Origin of the sequence: Halorubrum californiense DSM 19288 (assembly GCF_000336875.1) — an archaeon.
GTDB lineage: Archaea > Halobacteriota > Halobacteria > Halobacteriales > Haloferacaceae > Halorubrum > Halorubrum californiense.
Genome location: NZ_AOJK01000025.1, coordinates 130,534 through 153,979 on the forward strand (window position 1 = coordinate 130,534; position 23,446 = coordinate 153,979).

At 51.4% G+C, this 23,446-nt stretch carries 15 protein-coding genes; 7 read left to right on the forward strand and 8 right to left on the reverse strand.

The window, feature by feature from the left end:
• On the reverse strand, positions 1-1,401 hold the full coding sequence (locus tag C463_RS05620) for a hypothetical protein (protein WP_152422370.1): 1,401 nt from the start codon (positions 1,399-1,401) through the stop codon (positions 1-3).
• A gap of 1,405 nt (positions 1,402-2,806) precedes the next feature.
• Here C463_RS05620 and C463_RS18490 point away from each other — a divergent pair.
• A complete protein-coding gene (locus C463_RS18490) occupies positions 2,807-3,421 on the forward strand; it encodes a hypothetical protein (protein WP_152422371.1) in 615 nt (204 codons plus the stop codon).
• Here the strand turns inward: C463_RS18490 and C463_RS05635 are convergent.
• From C463_RS05635 to C463_RS05650, 4 genes are read right to left on the reverse strand one after another with little or no spacing between them, the layout of a single operon-like run.
• Entirely contained in the window at positions 3,410-7,042 is a 3,633-nt protein-coding gene (locus tag C463_RS05635) for a DEAD/DEAH box helicase (RefSeq protein ID WP_008441839.1), read from the reverse strand. The two genes, C463_RS18490 and C463_RS05635, sit on opposite strands and share 12 nt — an antisense overlap.
• Before the next feature lie 6 nt (positions 7,043-7,048).
• Positions 7,049-9,898, reverse strand: coding sequence for a DUF1156 domain-containing protein (locus tag C463_RS17500; RefSeq protein WP_080510773.1), 2,850 nt, complete (start codon positions 9,896-9,898; stop codon positions 7,049-7,051).
• Between the two features lie 4 nt (positions 9,899-9,902).
• Complete coding sequence (locus C463_RS05645; protein ID WP_008441842.1) at positions 9,903-10,538, reverse strand: DUF7680 family protein; 636 nt, start codon at positions 10,536-10,538, stop codon at positions 9,903-9,905.
• Entirely contained in the window at positions 10,535-13,900 is a 3,366-nt protein-coding gene (locus C463_RS05650) for an ATP-binding protein (protein WP_239638853.1), read from the reverse strand. Before C463_RS05650 ends, C463_RS05645 begins: the two co-directional genes overlap by 4 nt.
• Positions 13,901-14,809: 909 nt before the next feature.
• On the opposite strand from C463_RS05650, the gene C463_RS18495 reads away from it, so the two are divergent.
• Both C463_RS18495 and C463_RS05655 read left to right on the forward strand, forming a co-directional pair.
• The gene (locus tag C463_RS18495; RefSeq protein WP_152422372.1) at positions 14,810-15,616 is read left to right on the forward strand and encodes a hypothetical protein; all 807 of its coding nucleotides are present in this window, start codon (positions 14,810-14,812) and stop codon (positions 15,614-15,616) included.
• 397 nt (positions 15,617-16,013) lie between these two features.
• Entirely contained in the window at positions 16,014-16,445 is a 432-nt protein-coding gene (locus tag C463_RS05655; RefSeq protein ID WP_008441848.1) for a helix-turn-helix transcriptional regulator, read from the forward strand.
• A 127-nt stretch (positions 16,446-16,572) separates the two neighbouring features.
• Here the strand turns inward: C463_RS05655 and C463_RS05660 are convergent, their stop codons facing one another.
• Positions 16,573-17,202 carry a site-specific integrase gene (locus C463_RS05660; RefSeq protein ID WP_049905583.1) on the reverse strand — a complete coding sequence of 210 codons (630 nt, stop codon included), beginning with the start codon at positions 17,200-17,202 and terminating at the stop codon, positions 16,573-16,575.
• 165 nt (positions 17,203-17,367) lie between these two features.
• Positions 17,368-17,613, reverse strand: a complete 246-nt coding sequence (locus tag C463_RS18500; protein ID WP_152422373.1) for a hypothetical protein — start codon at positions 17,611-17,613, stop codon at positions 17,368-17,370.
• A 281-nt stretch (positions 17,614-17,894) separates the two neighbouring features.
• On the opposite strand from C463_RS18500, the gene C463_RS19440 reads away from it, so the two are divergent.
• From C463_RS19440 to C463_RS05670, 4 genes are all read left to right on the forward strand, one after another.
• Positions 17,895-19,181, forward strand: coding sequence for an HNH endonuclease (locus C463_RS19440; protein ID WP_204365868.1), 1,287 nt, complete (start codon positions 17,895-17,897; stop codon positions 19,179-19,181).
• A 210-nt stretch (positions 19,182-19,391) separates the two neighbouring features.
• Positions 19,392-19,931 carry a DUF7342 family protein gene (locus C463_RS05665; protein ID WP_049905585.1) on the forward strand — a complete coding sequence of 180 codons (540 nt, stop codon included), beginning with the start codon at positions 19,392-19,394 and terminating at the stop codon, positions 19,929-19,931.
• 195 nt (positions 19,932-20,126) lie between these two features.
• A complete protein-coding gene (locus C463_RS19570; RefSeq protein ID WP_239638854.1) occupies positions 20,127-20,432 on the forward strand; it encodes a hypothetical protein in 306 nt (101 codons plus the stop codon).
• Positions 20,433-20,547: 115 nt separating this feature from the next.
• Positions 20,548-22,275: a DUF262 domain-containing protein gene (locus C463_RS05670; RefSeq protein WP_204365869.1), complete on the forward strand. Its 1,728-nt coding sequence runs from the start codon at positions 20,548-20,550 to the stop codon at positions 22,273-22,275.
• A gap of 6 nt (positions 22,276-22,281) precedes the next feature.
• On the opposite strand, the gene C463_RS05675 is transcribed toward C463_RS05670, so the two are convergent.
• Positions 22,282-22,863 (reverse strand): hypothetical protein, encoded by a 582-nt coding sequence (locus tag C463_RS05675; protein WP_049905587.1) that lies wholly within the window; start codon positions 22,861-22,863, stop codon positions 22,282-22,284.
• Positions 22,864-23,446: the final 583 nt, after the last annotated feature.

Below are 23,446 nucleotides of genomic sequence, written 5' to 3' on the forward strand. Positions count from 1 at the left end.
TTAGACTGAGACATTCGGCGACAGCTCACCATCACCACTCCAATCTCTTCCATCCTCAGAGAGCGACTCCGGGTCGAAGTCCAGTCGAGAAGCACAAACCATCCATACAGAAGGTTTGGCATCCAACCCCTCAGCACAGAGTAATTTGTTCGCCGAAGTTCTGTTTCCGGGACGTTCAACGAGAACTCCATCCTGAAACAGAAGGTCAGAGATAGACCTGTGAACCTCGTGGCGATGCTGGTCTACGAAGTTCTTGATGTACTGTCCCCCAACAACGACATACGGAACACCGTCGTCAGGCTCGATGTAGATTCCCCGCGTGTTGTTCGGTTTCCACCATTCGGTAGCCACATGCTCCGTCAGAGGCCCAATTTTTAGATTACTCATTTGAGACAAAAACAGCTCAATGAGCGCTTGCTCCTGCTCATTCTCGACCGTTTCCTCCTGAGCCATTTCATCCCAGTAATCGAACAACCACTCTGCTGCCCAGTCTGCCTCGAATCCACGAAGCATGCCTGAAAGACGGTTAGAGTATACATCGGCGATGACCCTCGCAGAGGGGTCATTTGCGAAGGCCACATCAAAGCGGACAGACCCAGATTCGCCGATGTTTCGACGAGGGTCTGGCTTGAACGTCACCTCATACTCAGCATCATCGGCCTCGATACCCGTCGGAACAATAAGACGGACAGAGTCGGTCTGTTGCTTGAGGAAACTAGCTGCGGAGGGCACAATATAATTCTGTATGTTCCCCTCATCGTAATCTTGTACCGCGTCAGCAAATGCGGATTCAATAGCTTTCCTAGCTGCTTCTGTCTCATCCGGAGTTAACCTCATAGCCCATTTGGGGACAAATTGATTGAGTTGAGCGGACGACCGAACCTTGTCAAATGCCTTGTATTCTGAAACGGCAATCTCTTCCTCACTAGTATCGACGATAGCAAAGAGAGGATTCTCATCTGCCGGAATAATCTGTAACTCCAAGTTTTTACCAACAGAGTAGGCAGGATACCTAATATCAAGAATTTGGTCTTCCTGCGTCTCGTAGGCGTCTATCAGAATTGACGACTCACGACGGACACGCTGAGCAAGCCCAAGAGTAGGGTCCAATTCTTCAAGCGAAATGATTCGGTGAGCCTTGAGGTCTGGCTTGGCCACTACATCAGTTTCTTCGTCTTTTTGCCCATCGGTACCAGTGACTTCGGCAGATGGCTCTCGAAGCTCGTGAGAGGGCTCTGAATTAGTCTCTGGTTGCGAAGAATCTGCCACCTCCTGTGTAGAAGGGTGGTAACGTGACTGCGAATCTTCTGGCGACTGTCTCTTCTCATCAACTCCTCCATCCGTGAGGAGTCGAGACGGCGATACAGTTATACTGTCTGTAGATGTATCTATAGGTGACATTGCTGGCTTTTTCTTCCTCAGGTAGCTGAGGTCTTATTCGGTAGGCCGGTGAGATTCCGAAACCGGGTGGAATCTTAGCGTTGAATCGCCGCTGACGACAATTCGAAACGTTCGCGCTTCCACGATATCACGAATCTCAGCAGGGAGTGTCCCTCGACCATAGCTGTCGATACTCCACTGGACAGTTGGCCCATCCTCCATAACCACCGTTAGGTCATGACCGGAGAGCTCGTCCCTGATACGGGGAGGGAGACGACCGCGTGGGCGGACTCTCTCCCCTTCTTTTGTCTTGAAGGTCACATCCGCCGTCACAGGCGGCAGACCACGACTGTACGTGTCGGCCATACTATGACAGATGACACGAGTGGTTATAGCTATTCGGGTTGACAACAACCCTATAGAGGCCGAAATAGAGCGTTTAGTGGTCTTTCCATACAGTAGCCAATTTCTCAAACAAGGTAAAGAATCTGTTAGTTAGTCGCTGTCCAAGCGTAATCTATACACTATTCATCGGCTCTGTTGAAACTATATTATTGTCTGAACCAGCTGGTCGCTAAGACTACCAATAAAACGAATTTTCGGGCGGCTACCACCCCGCCCGACTACCGGGGTAACCCTACCATGAGGTACCATTGGTGGTTCCAAACGACAGAGGTTCCGTCTAATTTGGAACACACTGTGTACGCCGTAAGAATATATAAAGTGAGTTATAGGGTATCCTAGTGGGTCAGTTAGTACCCTGTATTGACCGTCACCGAGCCAGAATGAATCACCCGCTGAGGATTTCAACAGAGCCAATTCACCCTATTATTGCGCGTGGACGTACACCCACCCCCCTTCAGAAGCAAATTGGGGGGGTGTACTGGTTGAGAGCCTTACAGCCTCACAAAGCAAGTGACCTCGGCGGTGTCTCACGGTTTTTTGGGAAAGCTGAAGCCTTCCAGCAGAGCTTCAGAGCCTTCCAATCCATCCATTCGGAGGCGTAAATTGTTCTATTGACTCTGGCAGGCAAAGCTCAATAAAGCTCTCAGAAGGTGGGTGTAAGCTCCCTCTTGCGCGCAATATGTAGAGAGGGCAATCTCCCGCCGCTAAGTTATCCTTTACACCCCCTTTGTGGGCGGAAAGGGACCGGCCACTCCTCAAAAATTGTCGTCTCTAACAAGGTGGTCTTTCCACCGTGTGATTGTTTGACGATACCTCTGACCGAAAATCTGACCACATCCGGAACAGACCCAGTAGCCAGAGGGTTGTATCTGAAGCTCCGGTTTTTCATCCTGTTCTTCTGGACAATATCGAGCCATACCCACAAGAAGCGGAGAGAGTGCAAAGGAGCACCTCTGCCATGTGGACTCGGGAAGTTGAGATACGCCATACAACTATCATCCCAAATCTAGAATAGGTCTGTATGAATATTGAGGGCTCAATCCAACAACTTGAACAGCGCTTCGTGGAGAGGCCTGCAAACTATCTTGTCGAAGCAGAGCTCGCTTTCGAGTTGAAACAGATTCTTAATGACCAGCTCCAGTCCGCTCATCTCACAGGAAATCACGACTCAGGAAACGCACGCGGGAATATTCCAGACCATAGCGAGTACGCCGATGAAATCATCTCAACAACGGGTATCGACCGTGCTCATTGTGAGGTGAGTGGGACAAATTTCGGTCTCGGGAGTAGTCAGATGAAGCTTGACCTCGTGCTTTTCGCTGATGAGGTAGAGCTCTCGCTGGAGGGTGGTAGTAAGAAGTTCAGAGTTGAGGACCTCGTCACTGCTGTCGAATTCAAGTTTATCAAGAACGCGAAGTACCTCCGAGAAGATTCTAAGCGATATAATCTAATTGCTGACGACATTGACCGATTAGCTGGCTTACCCCATCACGTCGATACGTACTGTCTCGTTTTCGCGAACTTTGACCTCGCTCGTCGGCCAGACACGGAAGAAGCTCTCCAGAGCCTCAAATCCAGAAGCAGCCGAGTCGAAGTTCGGCATACACACCCGAAGACGGTGGATTTACTCGACTAATGTTTCGTACCTTTTCAGCCAGTCACCGATTTCTCGTTTCCCAGTGGATTCATCTGGTAGAGGTACATCAAGCGTCAAACGACGCTGCGCCTCTGTCGCGTAGGTAGCAACGCGGGCATCGGAGACTGCAGATGGCTCGGTCCAGACCTTGGTGCCGTGTTCATCCAGTTGTCCAGCAACACGGACGACTTCGCCTTCAATGGTTCCGTCAAGTTCCTCTTTGAGTTCCGTGAGGAGGTACTCAAACAGCTTCTGGTGCGGGAGGGGAATCACCACGGAGGGATACCACTCCAACACCTCTGGGTCGAACGAGACCAACACCTCATCTGTATCAGCATATATCGCTTGTACCGTGTCTTCAGGAGGTTCACGAGATATTGGTGGGTTCGCATCTTCCGGGATGTTCAGGCGGTAGAGTTTCTGGTACGGAGCATCTTCATCTTCGGTTAGCTGGCGGTCGAGCATTTCGAACGTCCAGCCCTTATTCCGGAGAACCTGACTCTGGGTAAAGAGCCGTTTTACCACGTCTGGGTCGATAAGGGGGTCGAACGGCCGGTCGGGATATCCGATACGACCAACGTCAGGATGCGAAGTCGTCCACCCGTAGAGCTTGGCTTCTTCGATTATATCCTCTGCATGGACCTCGTCGAGGTCCTGTGTCAATCCCACTTGCCGGACTTTCTGTTCCGCCTCTTTCGACTGTTCTTCCGCTTCAGAGGCGATATCCTCTCCCGACTTCACCGACTCTCCCATCGCGACACTCTGAACCTCGCCCTCTAACCCATCCAAAATCGGACGTAGGGGTCCGACTGCCTGCTCGAATAGACTGATTCGCTCTCCAAGACGCTCATAGATGTCTTCCTCAACGGTATCGTCGTAGATGTAGTTCCACACGAGCACCTTCTCGTTTTTCTGTCCAATACGGTCAATTCGGCCAATCCGCTGTTCTACGACCTGAGGATTCCAAGGCATATCGTAGTTTATCATCGCATCACAGGTCTGGAGATTCAACCCTTCACTCGCCGAATCCGTACAAACGAGAATAGTGAGGTCTCCGTCAGGGTCGGTGAATTCGCGCTTCACACGTTCCTTACTCACGCCGGACCATTCGTCCTCAGCAGCGTCATATATCTCGCCACCGCTGCCCGAGTACGTACCAACACCGTGGTGGCTGAGAGAGACCTTCTGCTTGATTGCATCAAGCGTGTCTGAATACTGTGTGAAGATAATAACCGTGTCCCGGGCTTTCGCGCTGAGCTCGTTCAGGTCTTGCATCAACTGCTCCAACTTGGGGTCCTCGGGAACGTCGTAGAGTTGCGCGATGAAGGCCTCTAATTCGCTCAGTTCGAACTGCCGGACTCGTTCACCAGCAGGACTGTTAGCTCCGATTTGGTCCACACGCAGGCCGTATTCTCGCCGAAGCACTTCCTCGCGACCGGCGATATCTCCTGTCTGAAGGTCGCTTTCTGAAACTCCCGATACGTCTTGAAGCTCGGAGCTGAGGTTCTCTCGGCGACGTTTGAGAGACTCCTCGATAGCATGGAGACTCGAAGTAAGGCGCTGCCGGTACGTAGTCATCACAAAGCCGAGAGCAGTTCTCTCTTTACCCTCCAAGAGCTTCTTCGACTGGTCGTATACGTCACTAATGTACGACTCTACACGGTCATAGAGTGGCTCAGCGTCTCCGAGTTCAACCGACCGTGTTTCGATGTCCCGCCGAGGGATATTCTGGTTAAGAAGGCCCGCCTTCTGACACATGCGGAGGGTCTGCCGAGTGTTCCGGAATACCCGAGACTTGACTGGGGTCGTCTCGTCTCCAAGTTCGAGAAGGAAATAGAGACTGTCGACAGAGAGATTCGAGAATTTGGTTTCCCAGTCACGAGTACCAAGCTTACCAGTACCAAGCACACGATTTAGTTGGCGACGTTCGCTCAGCCCGAAGTCGCTATCATCGACCTGCTCCTCGACCCATTCAGCTACGTCCTCGTGCTCCTGTACAAATGATTGAATCATCCCCGCCCATGTACGGAGATGGGTGAGTCCCTCATACGGTTCGTAGGTCCACTTCGATGCGAGGTCGGGGAGAACTTCCTCGACAGTCTCTGAACCATCCGCATCGATTTCGTCAAGCGCCTCTGCGAGGTCCTGCTGCATCTCGAAATACGTGTCAAACGACTCGCGGTCGTTCCACCCGTCGGGGAGGTCGCAGAGACGCAGGAGGTCGAATAGCTCAGTAATTTCGAGCTGCATCGGCGTCGCCGTCAACACGTAGTTACACACCGTGTCGTTCTGTAACTCCGTGAGTAGCTCGTAGAGATTCGTTCCCTCGCGACCGTGGTGAGCCTCGTCGACGAGCGTCAGGTCCCACTCGAAGCTATCCTTCGGCGGGTCGCCCGGATGCTCCTCCTGCCAGTGAACGGAGGGTGAGAACATCCCCATGTTCCCTGAGCGCCGTGCGGTATGCCACGAGGCAAGTACCACTGTCGGCTCGTCCCGGTCAGAGACGAACTCACCGATGTGCGAGTCTTCCCACGCGTCGATGGTCTCATAGTCCGACAGGGAGTGTTCGATGCCGTAGGCGTCCCGCAGGACGCGCTGTGCGCCGCTGTACTCGTAAGAGTAGGCGTTGATGTTGAACTTCTCAAGCAGCTCCTCCTGCCACTGTGGCTGGACCGTAGCGGGCACGAGAAGCAGGGCGTCGCTCACCTCACCGATGGTGAGGAGTCGAGAGAGAGTCAGTCCGGCCTCGATAGTCTTCCCGAGGCCGACCTCGTCACAGAGGAGGAGACTCTCGGGATAGATGCTCGCCGCCGTGTCTGCGATGACACGCTGGTGAGGCCACGGCTCAATCGAACTGATGTCCTCGGCGATGTGCATCGCACCGGGGAGGAGCTCACGCTCGTTGGCGATACGGGTAACCGTCGCCTCGGAGGCAGGCGGCTCGCTCGATTTCTTCAGGCGTTCGACGTGCTCCTCGACTTCCTCGTCGGACTCGGGCTGCCAGTCGAGAATGTCTCGCTCGATGGCATCGTCAATATTCGTGACCTCGACATCGTCGTGCTCCTCGTTCCAGAGACGCTCGAAAGTCTTCACGTCCTCCTCGACGTACTCGTTCTCGACCTCGTCCCACGAGCGGTGGACTTTGAATCGCTCGTAGTTGCGATACCACGCGTTGTAGGTCTCATTGATGCTTCCCTCGAACGTGATTCGATTCCCGTCGGCGTCGGTCGCGATGCCGAGCTTGGGATGGAAGATTCCCGAATCGGAGTTATTCCGCGGTTCCCCGATTTTTAGCTGAAGCCGTCCCTCGTCCAGCATTTGGGCGATGAGGGCGAGCCGTGACTCGCCTTCCTCGGAGAGGGGAGCGTCGTCGGTGAGAACCGGTTTGTTCTCTTGACTTAGGCGCTTTGAGGCGATGATGCGGATTTCACCATCAGATTCGAATGCGGATTCGACTCCCTGTAGCGCGTCGGCGAGGTTCTGGAGGCTCAGGTAGCCGGCGAGACGGTCGTACTGGACAGAATGTGCGAGAAGTGGGCGATAGAAGTCGCCTACAAGGGTCTGATTACCCCGAAAGTTGCTCTCATAGATTCGGTTCCAGTTCAAATTCTGAAAAGGCATGCGTGCTCAGAACTCGTCTAGAGTGGTCCGAGAGCTTTCCACATCGTCCGGACTCTGAAGGACAGCAATGTTTATTTCCAGCAACTCGCCGGTTTCTCCCGAAACTAAATTCTTCAAGAGGTCGTAATCATCGTGTTGCTCCGGCAGCACTTGTAGTAACCCTTCTATGGTACTCTTGAAAGCAGAGTCATTCTGCAAGTCACGTTCCTTCAACCAGTTCCATGCAAAGTCGCTTCCTTTGGTGCTCAATACATCTAATGCCGCATGGACTGCGTCGATTCTATTCTCGAATGACTGCTCTCTCGGGTCAACAGGATACTTTCTGGCTCGTCTTTTGACCCCGCTTTCCAATTCAGAGTAGCTCTGTACACGGCCCTGATGTCCAGATAAGACCACGTCATCCCTACTTTTGCTCCAGATTTTGGTATCGCTCTTTACCTCATCAATCTGGACTCCAACACCGAGGCCAAGTTGTCGTGCCTCATCGTATGGGATTGACTGCTGCTCATAGACCAACCATGAAAGAATGTACCACGTTGATAGGGAATCTACATCGTCGAGGGACCCAGCCAGCTCCCGTTGTATCAGGACCTCGGTGACTGCTGTCCTTGCCTCACGGAGCGCTTCTCGCGGTCGAACCAGCTCGTCCTTATCATCGACCACGGGATAGTTCTCCGTGAACACTCGTAACGTGGGGCCGAATGCGCTGATTATTGTATCCGTCTTAGTCAAGTTGTGTTCAGATTCGAGCAAGGAACTTGCCTTCTCGCGGGCTACCTGTCTGGTTTCATCCTTTATGTCCCGCCAAAGGGTTGGCATTCGGTCGTCGGGCTGAGTAGTAGGCTTCCTACAAGTTAGAAGAAGGGTACTATCTGCGGAAGCGTCTTGTTGTACACCAATCCGCTGTGGCATTTCGCTGGTAATGGTGTGGGTTGCCGTTATATTGAACCCGGAATTTATGATAGACATAGTGAGCGAGTCCCACGCAGCAATTTCCTTGTCTGTAAAGTAAATTGTGAGAACACCTCCCTCTTCGAGGACTCGGTACGCCTCGCCGAAGATGTCACTCATTCTATTCTCGTATTTATTCCGTGCCACTTCACGCTTAGAGCCAGACTCCGTATCTGATACCAAAGAGGGGTTCTCAACAGCCTCGTCTTCTTTGTTAGTTTCTGGTGTGCTGAACTCTTCAGGATAGATGTCCCCCAGATACTCGCGGAACCAGACATAGAACGCATCGGCGACCTCGGAGTAGATGATATTGTCTCCATACGGGGGGTCAACGACAATTGCCTCAATCGATTCGGCATCTATTGGTAGATTTGAGGCATCTCCACACCGCACCGTTGTATCCGGGTCCTCAAGGTGTGAGACATACTCCGAGATATGCTCATAGTTCGACAATACGTTATCTGATTCAGACTGGTAACTGTAAGTCCCACTCATCAGGTTGCTCTCAGAGAAATGCCACTGGAATGAGAAGTTATTATTACCTAGCATACTACTGGGAGACCCTCGACGAATGTCAATAGGTTGTAATCTGGAATTGCGTTCTATCAGTTTTATAGATATAAACGAGAGAAGCGTGAGGATAGCCTCTGCTCGGTTCTGAGAATATTCGTCCAAGATATCCTTCTTTATTTCATCAAATGCGTCAAGATATGTAGCGTGAGAAAGGAGTTGACGGGGGCTGTATAGGTCCCTCCATTGGGTAATTCCATAAGGGGCAGAACGGTCATAGAATCCAACGTAGCGGTCTGTGGTGAGAAGGGTCGCGAGGTCAATCTCGGATTCTATCTTATCTGCCGCCCGCGCAAGCGCATCGCGGTCTTCCTGTGACGGCGAGTGATACTGTGAACCCTGTACAGATTCAGAGTATCTCACACCACAGACTTCATAAGAGAATTCTCCATTCGAGAATATCGATACAACATCCTCTCGCTCAGTCACCACGTCGCAATGGGGACACTCAATATCTCCACCGCTTACCGTCCCCTCACTTGGGTCAAATTCGTCCTTTGAGACATCTTCTGGTATGTGTACAATCTCAAATTGGAGACCTTCGTCCTCATACTGTGGCCTGCTGGCAATCCCCTTCTTTTGATTGAACCACCAGCGATTGGATACAGGAATCTGTTTCCCACACGAAGGGCAGTCAATACTGTAGGCCCGGAAGTATTGGTTCGGCTCAACCCCGTTCTTTTCCGGGAAGAATGGTTCCAGACGCTCCTGAACGATGCTCTCAATCTCGTTCATCCACGTCCGCACATCTGACTCAATGGACCCCTCTTTTGGAGCATGTTCGAGAATTACCTTGTTTAGCAACCACGCTACCGGATTTAGCTCGTTAGATATAGTGGGAAGACCGTATCGAGTAGCTTCCAGCGGAATCGTTCCGCCGCCCGCGGTCGGGTCGAGTACAGTTGGGAGCTGTCCGTCCCAGTGCTCCCGAAGCGTTGAGTGTAGTTCCTCAAACTCAGATTTTGAGGGGACGTTTTTGTGCGGATACTCGTAGCCGAAGTGGTCCTCGACTGACCCCGTTCTATCGTCTTTCGTAGCATATTTTTTGACGACATAATCGTCGATATCCGATACACCACTTGTCCGTGGGCCGATACACATCCAACGGAGCAACTTGTCGTTAGAAACGTCCGGTGGAAGCACAGACGCGAGAATCGCAAGCCGAGTCGTCGCAGTAGGCCGGCGTGCGAACCATTTGAATATCCGCCGGTGGGGAGACATCGATTCTGGATTGCCTTCCTTCACGCTTTCTATCCCCACCGTTTTGGTCGGTAGTGGCCCTTCGATTTTCAAATTCTTCAACTCGTCACTCTCGTCATTGGTATTTTCGGACATTGGATTATTCGAGATGGTCGGCAAGCAGCACTCGTAGCGCCTTCACACCGTTCGGACTGGATGGAGACCGACACTTCGCGTGCCAGTAGTAGCACTCTTCCAGACTCATCCGGGCAATGCTGTCGGCGACGGTAGTCAGCTTCTCGTACTTCTGAAGCCGCTTCATCGCGAGAAACGCGATTGTCAGCCGAATTCCACTACTTTCCGAGAGCACGGCCGAGCCCTCCCCGCGCATTACGAAGTCAGGGTCAACTCCACTGTCGTTCAGTACGTCGCGAACCAGTCGGTGAACGGCCTGTTGTCGGCTGTCGGATAGAGTCGTGATTTTCAGGGCACACCAATCGTTCCACTGCCAGTCGTTAGGTGCGCGGGCTGAGGGGGCCCCAACGCTGGAGAAGTCAAGGACGCCAGTTGAGTCTTCCTGTGCGTCCGGAATCGCGTCCGTGATACCGGCCCTCATGAGCTTCCGGTTACTGTTCGCCTTACTGAATCGCTTCTGGCGACCGTCAGCGAGGTCTTCGGGAATTAGCTCGTACAGCGTGAGGCCGGCGTCGTCACCCAGCAGACGCGTCAAAGCGAACGTCGGCCGGCCGCCGTACATACTGCTGCCGTAGGCGAATGACTCCGCCTCGATGCTCATGCGCTCACCTCTTCACTCTGCTCCGACGCCTCTTTCACAACTCCAGAGACCACCAGCTCGACGTTGTTAATCCCACCGAGACCTTCGAGTGCCTCCTGTAGCACGTCGAGTGTTGCCTCGCGGGTGTTGTCCTGAATCGACTCCGTATCGATGATGAGGACAGCCTCGCCTTCCGAGTCCCCACCAGCGCTGATGAAGCTCTCCGGAATATGATTCGTTCCGAAGTGGTCGGCGAACTCCGCTGCGGACCCCTCGAAGCCAGCCTCGAAGACGCTGGAAGAGGTGTCCGTTCCTTGTGCGACGTACTCGAACACGATGGAGGTTGCTTCCCCTATACTATCTAAATCTTTGAGCTTGTTCGAGATGAACCACGCTCGCTCCCAGACTTGGTCGCCCTCCAGTTCGATTTCGATGGTGTCGACCTCGACGACGATGTCGCTGCTGGACACATCGTAGTTGTCTCGTAGGCTCATCTTCTTCTGGTCGATAGCGCTGTTCACGTCCGAGAACGCGCCCGTGATTGCACTCGGGGAGTCCGTGCTGACGTTGAACGACAGCTCGGAACGCTGTGGCGGACTGACTCCACCACTAGTCCCACCACCGCCCGTTCCTCCGCCCGTGCCACCAGTCCCACCACTGCTGCCGCCTTCCGAGCCGCCTTGGTCTTCGCCTTCTTCCTCGGTATCCTCGGGGAAGTCGAGGTCGTGTTCGGCGAGCAGCTTCTCCCCGTCGCCGAAGACGTGGTGGTCGTCGCTAATCAGGACACTCGACATTGGAAGGTCCGTAGACATCTGCTCGGCCTTGGAGAGCGTTTTCTCACCTTCGGCGGTGTTCACGGTCATTCCTTCCGAGCAGGACCCCTCGTCGACCGTGTCGTCCCAGAAGACGTACGTCGACATATCGCTGGTCGTCACGGCTCGGATGGTGGCTCGAAGCGGTCTCGGGTCAAGCAGAATGCGGATGTCCGTCCGCTTCGCGACGAGCTTGCGAATGTCCAGCGTCGTCATCGAGTCCGGCTCCGACTGCCAGATACGGTTGCGGAACCACGTCGTCCCGAGTGCCCCCTCGTCCTGCGTGATGAGCTTGTCGAGGCTTTCGAGGTTCTCGAAGACGATGTCGTGGAGGTCTGAGCTGTCGTTGACGGAGTCGATGGTCTCGTTCGACAGCCCACTAGAGTCCGGGTAGTAGAGGTGCCGGTAGGACTGCCGGACCGATTCACCGAGAAGAGCAGATTCCTTCTGGAGACGCTCGTCGAGGTCATCACGCTGAGCGCTGTTGAGCTCGGCTTCCCATGCTTCGCCGTTGAGAACCCGTTCCATCGCTTTGACACGGCGAGCATGGTCAAGCGCCCCGTCTGTTTCCTGCTCGCCAGCAGCGAGGAACACGATGTTGTTCCGGTAGACTCGCTTCTTTTCGGCCCCCGGCGAGTTCCCCGTTTTGTTCGCCAGCGTCTGGAGGAGTTCGGGAGGCTCGTCGAGGTCGCTCGTGACGGTCACCGCGTCGAAGCCCATCACACACAGACGGACTGTTTCGTAGTCGTCTGGGACCTCGTAGGGTGCTTGTGGGTCGTAGATAGTCTCGAAGACACCACCGCCAAGCGCACCTCGAATCGTCTGTTCGAGACGGTTGCGAGCGACACCCGGCTCGATTTGCTGCGCCTCGTTGGTGATGAGCTTCGAAATCTTCGGCTCTCCCTTGAACCGGAGGAGACCGTTCTCCGTTTCGTAGAGGAAGAATGCCTCTGTATCCGGGTTCGAGCCCGTCTCGTTCAGGTTTTTCAGAGCGTCACGGTAGTGGTCAAGTTCGACGCCCGGCTCCAGAATCATCTCCCAAAGCTTCCGACGAGTTACACCACGACCGCGGTTCCCCCCGGAGACAATACTCTTCCAGAGGATGGTCGTCCCGAGGTGAGTCGCAATCGGCGGGTGGCCCATCGGCGTCCAGTTGTCGTCTTCGTACTGGCACGCTGCCTTGCCGTCGTTCGTGTAGATGTCCGACTTCGAGGCAGTCCGAAGGTCCTGCTCGATATGTTCGAAGAGGTCGAGAAGCGTCGACCAGACGTGGTCGTCCGAGGGATGCATATCGAACGTCCGGACGTAGTGACGGTCCGCGTTCGACTCCTCGTTGCTCCAGATGTGATGGACCGCTCGCGAGACTAGTTTGAGTGCACCCCGGGTCCGCTGGAAGTTGGGTAGCGTGTCTATCTCTTTCCCCAGAAGGTCGATGAGCGTCGGGTGGAACGGGTACGTTTGTTCCAGTTGCTCTTTGAATTCTGCCTTGGTGACCCTGTCAGGGAGTTCGTCTTCGAAGTCACGGTAGTAGCTTTGGTACGATTCAGCCACGCGAGATGCAACATCGTCGTCGACCGACTCGAACAATCGATGCCGGAGGACTGCCGCGACCTCGTCGTCATCGGTAGGTGTAACTGCGTGTTCGGTGCGTTCGGAGATGCCATCGAGGTCGGTGATGAGGTCTTGGACTACCTGTGCGCGGTCCTCGAACGCAGTAGCAGAGACTGAAAGGATTACTGTGACTGCGTCGGTGTTCTGCGTAGCGCGCATGAGCGACCAGAGGAAGGAGTTCGTCTGGTCAGCTAGCGTGGACCCCTCGACACCGACGGCTGCGGCCTGCTCGAAGTATTGTGCCACCTCGTCGATGAGTACCAGTCCCGGGTCGTCCATCATCTCGAAGAGTTCGACTACGTCCGACTCTCCGGGGGCAACGCGGTCGTTGTCGTACTCGCTAAACATCGCGTATCCTTCCGCACCGGCTAGCTGATACGCGAGTTCGCCCCACATCGTCTGCGTGTTCGGAGCACTGGGGTCGTCCTTGTTGCATTTCGCCTTGCTCGCGCTGACGTACCCGCCTTCGAAAACGGCTGTCCGAACAGACAGTTCGTCTTTAACCTCTTCAAACTGCGAACGTGCTTCGTCGTCGACGATGTACTGTGATAGGTCGTCGATTACGTCCGGGTTCTGCGAGAAGTGATACGCGGCGATTTGTGAGTGGGTTTTTCCACCACCGAATACCGTATCAAGTGAGAGAAGCCCATCTTCTCCGCTGAACTCGTCTCGCTCTTTGCCGACATATCGTTTCGCAAGCAGAGTGAGGAGGTCCTGTAGTCCATCTGTTGGATACGTCTTCTCGAAGAAGGTATCCGGGTTTCCATAGATTTCAGGGGCCTCATCCTGTCGAAACACTACGTCGGAGAGTTTCGCAGCGAACTCATTTTCCGACAGTGTTCCCGATAGCACATCGTCGTGGGGAGTACACGACTCAAAGAGTGTGGGAATCTGTGGAGCCATTGATGATACTGTCACAAATGTGGGGGGGTTAGTAAGTAGTTGCGTCTGTATTATCACCTAGTGTAACGGCTGAATATCAAGATAAAAGCCGACAAGATGTGGTATTACTAGCTAACAGCCCGTAGTTGTCCTATTCGTGAGTCTTGGTCCGGCTTTGTCAGAGGCCATATCTATTCGGTAGGGTTACTGCTGTTTCCCAATTGTGATTCACGTTTATCCAAAATATCTCGAACTCGTTCATTTACGTCTTCTGTCTCGATAGAGGCCGGAATTAGAACGAGTACACCCAAGTTTGTCCGGCGTCGGATGCTGGTGTCCGACGATAATTGTAGTCGGTTTACCGCGTTAGTGATGAGAACTCGATGGCCTGAGTCGCTAAGTTGGGACAGCGAAGTCACCGAAGATGGTCGACGGCCATCGGAACCATCAGAGAAGTCTCGCAATTTGATTAGGTCGGCTGGGTCCATCTCATCGATTGTTTCATTTGTGGTTACAGCGTCGTAGAGCTCAATCCATTGGTCAACCGGCATCTGTTCGTGTGTGACCAGAATTAACTCTCCGTCAACGACAGTGATGCGAAGGGAATCACCGTTCTCCCATCCAGTATTGTCAACAAGGGACGAATTTACGTAAACTCCGTACGAAGTTTTTGCATTCCCGCCGACTTTGTGAATTTTGACCATCTAAACTCCTCCAAAAATCTCGGAGAATGTGCTCTCAATACTGTACTTAACGAGGGGTCCCTGACTGTTCTGGAGGGATTCCATGTTAGGAGAATCTGTTATGTCGGCTTTATGCGTGGCCCAAACACGGCTGCTCTATTGAAAGAGCAGTTCTGATGTTTATTTTAAAACCAATATCAGGTACACTACCTTGCAGAGACGCTATCAAGGAGCCGCTGGATTCCTGTCCTAATCAATATAAAAACTAGGAATGTATATCAACTTGTGAAATGAATATATCGCTATGTCTTCAGAGACACAAAACGAACACACGCCCTCAGAAGAGGAGAAATCGAAGATTCGGTCCATCGAAATTAATGGTGTGAAGCAAAATGTGCGGCTTTTGAACGATGACGAACTACCTGTGGGATTCGAGAAAGAAATGCCCGAGGTACACGCGGAATATCGCTTCTCCAGAGAAATCGGAGATGAAGATGTTGTGTTTGTGTTAGAACAGGAAGGCCCCTATGCACAACCAATTCTTCGAGTCCCAAAATACAATACTGCAGTTCCGCTTCAATCATACGGAAGCTCTGGCATTCATCTCTCTTCGCCAGTATCTATTAACGGGCAGACTTTGAATAAAATACAACCAGTTGAAATTGTTTATGACCCTGAGCAGAAATTTGAGGTGGTCGACAATTTTTGGAAAATTAAAGCACCACAAGAAGAACGATTTGACGAGTGGAATATGGAGAGGAAGGAACATCTGCTTAAACAACCTTCTGTCCTACACGTTGTATGCGAATCTGTTCGCGTGGGCGAGTCTCCTCAGCCACGACTGGTATTAAAAGTTGATTCGAATACAAATCTATCAGACGCCGAACGTACAGTTTTTGAACTACTCAAGGCCTCAGGTGACTCAAGATATGCTATGGCTCCTGATGGACTGGAGGAAGGTGATAAAATAAACCTGTCCGAATTCCCGGCAGTGAAAGAACTTCAAGCTATTACACCGCAACTTTCTGCTGAAGATTATATTGTGAGAGAGCCTATGAAAAAATACTGGGAGTCTGCCTACATTAAGTCGGGAGTGGTCCGTGTCTCCTAGCCTCATTAGCTTCTAAACTCTTCTTGGCGATTTTAAATACGGAGGTTGAATAGTGAGAAAGGTAATTCCTTGTTCGTTTGAGTGAGGGGGTATTCCTTCTCGCGCTCTCCTCTACACTTGGTAAGACGAGTTCTCTTCTCGAACCCGGGAAGTCTCGCTCCCCCAGTATCGGGGTAATCGCTCAGAGGATTATTCCTTTTGCTCATAAAACGAATTATGCGTATTCGTTTCTCTTTTGAGGGGGGTGTCCTCAAGAGACCCGTCGAGCGGCATGTTCGAACCCTTTCAAAGCCTCTTACCAAGGCTTTGGATTTCACCCCGTCAAAGCCTCTCTTAGCATGCTTTGAAAGCCTTCACCGCCCACACACCTTTGCAGTCGTCTTACCAATAATTTGGTATGAATCGAATGAAACAGACCGAAGAAACGCGGCAGTTTATCTCGGCCATCATCGAAGAAGACGGGAGCGCTTCAACGGCGAAGATACGGCGGCGCACCGATTTGACGGAGGGGCAGCTTCAACATCAGTTTCGAAAACTGGAGCGCCATGGATTCATCGAGATTGACCGTTCGAAAATCCCTTCGCAGTCCGGGTCTCGAATGAAGGTCGCGGTCATCCCGGACGAGATGCGCGACGAAGCAGAAGCGCTCTTGTCGCATGATAGGACGCCAGAGCGAACGACTGTCGACGTGGTAGAACTCGCCGAAGAGGTGGACGAGCTCAACCAGACGATTGAAGAGATACACGACTACATCACGGAAAATGTGTATAAGCGCATGACTTCGAATCAAGAGCGAATAAACGAATTAGAAGAACAACTTTCAGATTAGTCTATTCGTTATTTGATTACTGGGTTTGTTGTATAATCGCTTATTTTGTGAGTAGAGGGCTTAACTAGCCGATTAACCAGATAATTAATTAATCAGTTAACTGGGTAGGATACGGACTCACTACGTATTATTGTATGGCCTTCATTGATTCGAGAATGTTCTTCTCACTTGGTTCAGTGAGATACGGCTCAATTGCTGAATAACTTGACCAGCCCCCTATGGACATCATCACGCGGACGGGAACGCCTTTTTCCACCAAATGAAGATGTGCCCAGTGTCGCCGTAAATCGTGCGAAGACACGTGTTCCCATTCGTCGTCTTCGTCTTCATCTCTCGCGAGTACGTCCGCCGCGCCTGTCCCCTGCTTTTCTGTCCCGTGGTCGTTGGTTATCCAGCTTTGGATTGTCCGGGGCGCGTATGGTAGGTAGGGTTCGTCGTCTTCGATTCCGCGTTCCCGGGCGAAGTTGAACAAGGCTTTTTCTACGTCGTCGGGTAGCCATGCTTTCCGAGTCGTCTTTTCGCCGCCCTTGGTGTTCTTTCCCTGAACACGGAGAAGCCAGCTCTCACCGTCTTTAGCGCGGAGTACGTCGTCCGGTGTCACGGTCGTTGTTTCTTCAGACCGGAGACCTACGCGGGCCATTAGCATCCCAGCTATTCCTCGTTCCCATTCTCGCTTCTCAAGGGTGCGCACGATTTTGTCGGCTTCTTCTTCGTCAAGCCAGACTTTGGTTCTCGCGCCGCTGTCGTCAATTCTCATAATCTGATGGGTTTTCACTTTCAAAAGTCGAGTTGAAGGCTACGGTGAGGACTGCACATATTGCTGCTAATCCGATTGTAGCGATTATATCTAATCCAGCTATACTACCAAGCAGAACCCCCGCGAATGCGCCGAACGAAGCCGGGAAGAAGATACTGGACGTGCTCATTCTTCGAAGGTCTCAGGGAGTCGAATGGCATTCAAAGCGTCATGAATCTTCTCGGGGTCTGCCCCGGAGAGTTCGACGATTTCTTCGGCTGTCTTCGCGCGCTTCTGGTACTCGTGGTTGGTTTCGACGTGTACGGCTTCTCCTTCTTCGTACGCTTCGATTTGTCGGCGGACTTCCCGGAGTCTTCGGAGAAGCAGGTTCTCCTCTTTTTCTAATTGTGATTTTGAATATGGGTTCTCCATGTTTTCTGTACAATTGTCTATAAGAATTGTGCCTATATACTTTCCTCGTGAGCGGAGTCGGGTTTCTGGGGGCGGTGTATATCGGTGTCTTCGGGGGTTTGGGCGTGTTCGTCGTTTTTGTCTTCATAGTTGTGGGACAAAGCCGACAACTTGTACCCTCCATTAGGTAAGAAGTCATGATTGTCACACCAGATATTCATGCCTATGCTGTCGCCATCTCTGACCGATAGCGTCTAACAACGTGCTTAATGTTTAGATGCTGTATCTTGTATTCTCCAGCTATGGCGGACAGTGGAAATGTCAAATTTGAGGGTTCCACCAAGTTCTGCGACAAATGTGGGAGCTTGATGAAGAAACGTGACGGCTCGTGGGAATGTCCAAAGTGTAACCGCTCTAAATTCGAGAGTTCGGAGTCCGAGAGTTCAGCAAGGATGAAGAGTGGGTACTTCGCGGCCAAAATTGACCACATCAATGATGATGGCCACGGAATAATCGAAACGGAGTATCAGCATATCAACGCAGGTCCAATCCAAGAATCCGCTGTTGGAGACGAGGTGACTGCCGTTCTGGTACGTGGCAACGCACTAATTAGTGATGAAGAACCTAGAGACGAGAAATATATCGGTTGGATGGTATCCACGCTGGGACTTGAACCACAGTACAACGTGGACAGTGGGGGAAGCGACATCCGGTTCTGTAATAATTGTGCGGCAGTGATGCGGAACAGAGACGATGCGTGGGTGTGTCCGCTCTGTGATGACTTTCAATTCCACCAGACTCCAGAACCGGGTGAAGTGTTCACCGCAGAAGTAGACCGAATTAGTAATAGTGGAAACATCATCATTGAGTGTAGAACAGGACACATCAATCTTGGTCCGTTTCCAAAATTCTCAGCGGAAACCTACGTTACTGCCCTGAAAGTCAACAGTACGTACGCGTTTATTTTGGATGATGAAACGGGGATTTCTGTCGAGGATTTTCTAATAAAAGCAAATCAATCTAGTGGGTTAGAAGCTGTCGACTTGGACGATAACATGAGAGCGGAAACTACTATCAGGGAGTCAGATACTGAATCTGGTGATGATGGAACTAGTCAACAGGAGCCTCAAGATGGTACAAAATCACGTGCCAGTAAGGACGTGGGAACTGTATCCTCTGGTGCGGATTCAGAAGACAAAGCTCTAGATGATGAAAGAGACCTCAACCTCCCGGAATTACGGCGAGAGGCGCAGGCGAGCGCAGTTGAGGAGGTTCCCACTGAAGCGACAGCTGCGCCAAGTGAGTCTGTTGAGTACAATCGGTCGACAGCGGTCAAACGATATGTGAAGGCGCGGGCAGCAGGCATTTGCGAGGGCTGCGGTTCGCCAGCACCATTCACGAGCAAGACCGGGGAACCGTACCTTCACGCTCACCACGTTAACGAGTTGAGCGATGGTGGCACTGACACCATAGACACCGTAATAGCCCTTTGTCCGAACTGTCATTACCGCGTCCATGACGGAGCGGACGGCGAGCAGTACAATAAACGACTGCGCCGCATCCTCCACGAAGTTGAAGCGAGGAGGTAACGGATTGAGGATATAGATGTATTGTTGTGGTCGTGCGAAATGGTCTTGCGTGACGAGCCGCTCGCGCTCGGCGTGACAACTATGGCAATTATCGTATATCGTCGTAAGTAGCAGATTCTGCTACTATTTGAATCACGGAAAAAGACTCTGTCTCACATATCTGAGTGAGCCAAAATTATTTGTGTTTTTCCTGCGTAGATGAGACAAGAAATGAGCGAACCAAACGTAGAGGCTTGGAAAGAGGAATACAGCGGTCGTAAAAGAGTCCGTATGGTTGTCGAGATACTCGATGAGCCCGAGACCGTTGCTTCCATCGCGGACAGAGCGGATGTCGCGTGGGCGACTGCCGACAGCGAACTGGAGACCCTCATGGCAGAGAACAAAGCGGAAGAACATACGGTCGACGGTCAGACGAAATACGCGCCAAACCCGGTTCAGATACTCATCGAAGAAGTCCTTGACCTCATTAACGAGAATTCGCGTGATGAACTCGAATCGGTCCTCGTTGAGCATACCGCTCAGGTTGAATCACTACGAGAGGAATACGAGGTCGAGACTCTTTCCGAACTGCGCAACAAGCTAGTTGAAGAAAACCTCTCTACAGAGGAAATGCGTGCCATTCGGAATGCTGCCTCAACGTGGGAGACTCTGGAGACAGAGATACGTCTCTCGAAACACGCACTTCAACTCTACACAGACGTAACCCAACTCTCTGATTCCGATGGGGACGAAGGACTCGCGATTGCCTAGTCTTGAATGATATTTCTCGCTAAAAGAGATGGCCTTGACAACAAACGAATCCATCGACGAATCAAGAACCGGCTCCAGAGTGATTCACAATTTAGTTCTGTTCAACTTCGTGTTTCGACTCATCGGGAACCCGGGTCGTATCGAGTCATAGCGAAATCGGACCCGAGAGACTTCCTAGAGGATTCCAACTATCCAGTGGAAAGTGTACGACTCGAAATCGGCTTTGATGTCGAGACCGGCACCGACAACGACTTGTACTGGATTAGCTGGATTGAGCCGGAACGAAGTCTTCTCTTTGGTTGGCATCAAGATGACGACCATCCGGAGTACGGAGAAGTCCATTTCCAACTAAATCAAGCAGATAGTGACTCTCTCCGTGAGAGTGCGGAATATATTGATAAGCATCCAATGGCTGTCGTCGAAGCGCGTTTGGACCAACTGCCAGATATGGTTCAGGCGATAACGTGGGATAGCGGAACGGCTACTGGCGTGGATTGGTAGGAAAAACACGCTAATGAGACTCTATTGAATCCTCTACAACCGAATACACCGACAGATATCGGCTAATTGGTATTTCGATAGATTTTATGTGTACATGCCTCTACCAACCCGCATAATGGCTAAGTCAGGATTTGACCTCGGAGCTGATGATTACGACATCAGCGAGGTTCTGGAAGGGTCTCATCAGATACGGGTTCCAGATTACCAGAGGGAGTATTCTTGGGGTAAAGACCAGTGGTCTGAATTATGGGATGACGTATACGCGCTAACTCGGGAGAGAGATAACCACTTCTTGGGGTCTATGGTTGTAATCGAAAACAAGGAAAATAGTCCGAAAACGTTAGAGTTGGTAGACGGACAACAGCGGCTTACGACCATCTCTCTGTTCCTTTGCGCCATACGCGACCGTTTTGAAACGGATGCAGAATACGTAGAAATCGCGGATTTAGTGGACGAATTTCTACAGATTCAAAGTCGTACAACGGGAGAGCGACATCAAAAGTTACGACTCAACAAGTTTCACAACGACGATTTTAACCGTATTCTTACAGGGAACGTAGACCTAGTTAGTAACTCCGAACTGAAGAATGCTTATGAATACTACCAGTCTAAACTGGACGGTCTCTCCACCGAGAAGGTTCAGGAAATCTACGACGCACTGATTAACTCCGTCTATCTTGTTCAGATTGACTGCGGGAGCGAGGTGTCTGCCTTCCGGCTTTTTGAAAGTCTCAACGACAAGGGACTTGACCTCGGTGCGGTTGACCTCGTGAAAAATCGGCTGTTCATGGCAGCGAACGAGAATAGTGACATCGATGAAGACCGGGTAAAGCATCTCTGGGAAGAAATTATGACGGTTGTTCGTCCGGAGTTGAACCAGAACTACAGATTCTTCTCTCACTATCTCATGTCTATCTCTCGGCCGGGAACACGAGATAACGTCTCGAAGAATAAACTCTACGACTATGTTGATGAGCTTCTGGATGAGGGATTAGAAAAAGAAGGGTTGACTGTCGAAGAGATGCTTGAGGATATGCTGGAGAAGTCACACGTCTACGTCGACCTAATCAACTGCGAAGTAAGCGAGAATTTCCAACCAAGCAAACTCCGGGAACTCAACTCAAAGCTGGAATCTACACAAATCAAGAACGACCGTATTCGTACTCTTCTGCTAAAAATCGTTATCGACTACGATGATGCAGATGATGTCCTTGAGGCGCTCAATATTTTGGAGGTACTCAATACAAGAGACAAAATCGTTGGTCGTGGTTCAAACACAGGTCGAGACCGCTTCTGGTCCAGAGTCTGTTCGTTAATGGACGAACGACAGGAGCCAAACGAATATCTCCGTCGGATGGCGGAGAAACGCTCACCAAATGACACCATTATCAAAGAGAGAGTGGTGAGTAGAGAGTTCAAAAATAACAATTTCACGAAATATATCCTTGACCGAATTGAGGAAGACCACTACATGAGAACTGGTGGACAAGAAAAAACAGTCAGCGACCGGTCCACCGTTGATATTGAACATATCGCACCTCAGCGCGTATGGACCGCAGATAAGTATAGTGGATGGCAGAAGTACCTGAACTGTTCCGAAGAAGAGTTTGATGAATTTAAGAAGCGAATTGGAAACCTAACCCTCCTACAAAATCGGCTAAATCAGACCGCCTCAGACAATCCATTTGAACAGAAATGTAATATCTATCGGAATAATACGGATTTCCTGATGACACAGGCAATCCCCGAAGAGTTTGAGGAGTGGCGTATTGAGCAAATAAAAAACCGAAGCGAAAAAATGGCCGACATCATCTGCGAAGTCTGGAGTATGGATAACGTCTAAGACCAGCTACGTAACTGAGTGTCGGCGAGCTGTAGGTCCGTCGCCGTCTTCGTCATGTCCAATAGCACAAATCAACTGTATCATATTCTCGTTCGGCTGCTCAACATAATACCGGTCAGCTTCGTCAGCATCGTACCACTCAGAAGCTATATTTTTCCACCAGAACTTGACGACAGCAGAGCCAATTCTGCGCTCTCGGTGTGATTTAGAGAGATACAGTTGACGCAGTACCATCTCGGAATTACTCGATGTTGGGCAGTAGGATAGATAGCCGACCACGTCCATATTGTCCAGAATTAAGATTGCGTCGTGGGCGTCAAGGTCAAATCCCCCAAATGTACCGTCTTGATGTTTCGCTCCTCGGTTTGCGAGGTAGACCGCCTTTGTGAGTGGGTTTAAATCATCATATTCAGCCACAACCACGCGAATATCGTCGTAGTCATCGAGATACGTCTCGTTCATCCAGTGCCCGGGAAGGTGGAGATACTCAATAGGATTTCGCAGTTTCTCGTCCTCGTAGATGGCAAGATTGTTTTTGCAGATGTGGCAAATCCATCGGTCAAAATAGTAACCTGCAACGTTTTCCATCCTCAATACGGTCTCTGAGCTACACGATAAGCACTCAACTTTGACACCCCCGTTCTTTAGTCCTCTGTCCTCAATAACTGACGCGCCCCGAAGAATATGTGAATCTGTTACAATAGGCATAATCCAAACTGTCGAGGTATTCTGATGAATCTATCGGGGAGTCAAACACCTCCAGCGACGACAGTCCGATTATGTGGGTCGTTTAGACTCCAAGGCCTAGTTGTCGGTATAGGTCGGGGGCACAGTCGGGGCAGAGAGAGGTTCGTTTCGAGTTGATTCTTCTATCTTCAATATAGTGTGTGATTGTTACATCGACGTACTCAAAATCGGTGTAGATGGTGTCGCCGCAGTTTGCGCAGGCCATTTTCATTTAGGTTTGGGAATTCCCGGCGGGACGCACTCTCTACACCATTGGACCCACCCGTTCCCGCTAGATTGGTCGCTGCCTTCATATCGGTGCCAGTGTGCTTCTACGACCACGTCATCTCCATCTAATTCCTTCCCACAGTTGTCGCATAAGCCGAGCTCGGGGGAGTCGAGGTTGTCTCGGTCGTGTCCGTGGCCGCTCATCGCTGCTCCGCGA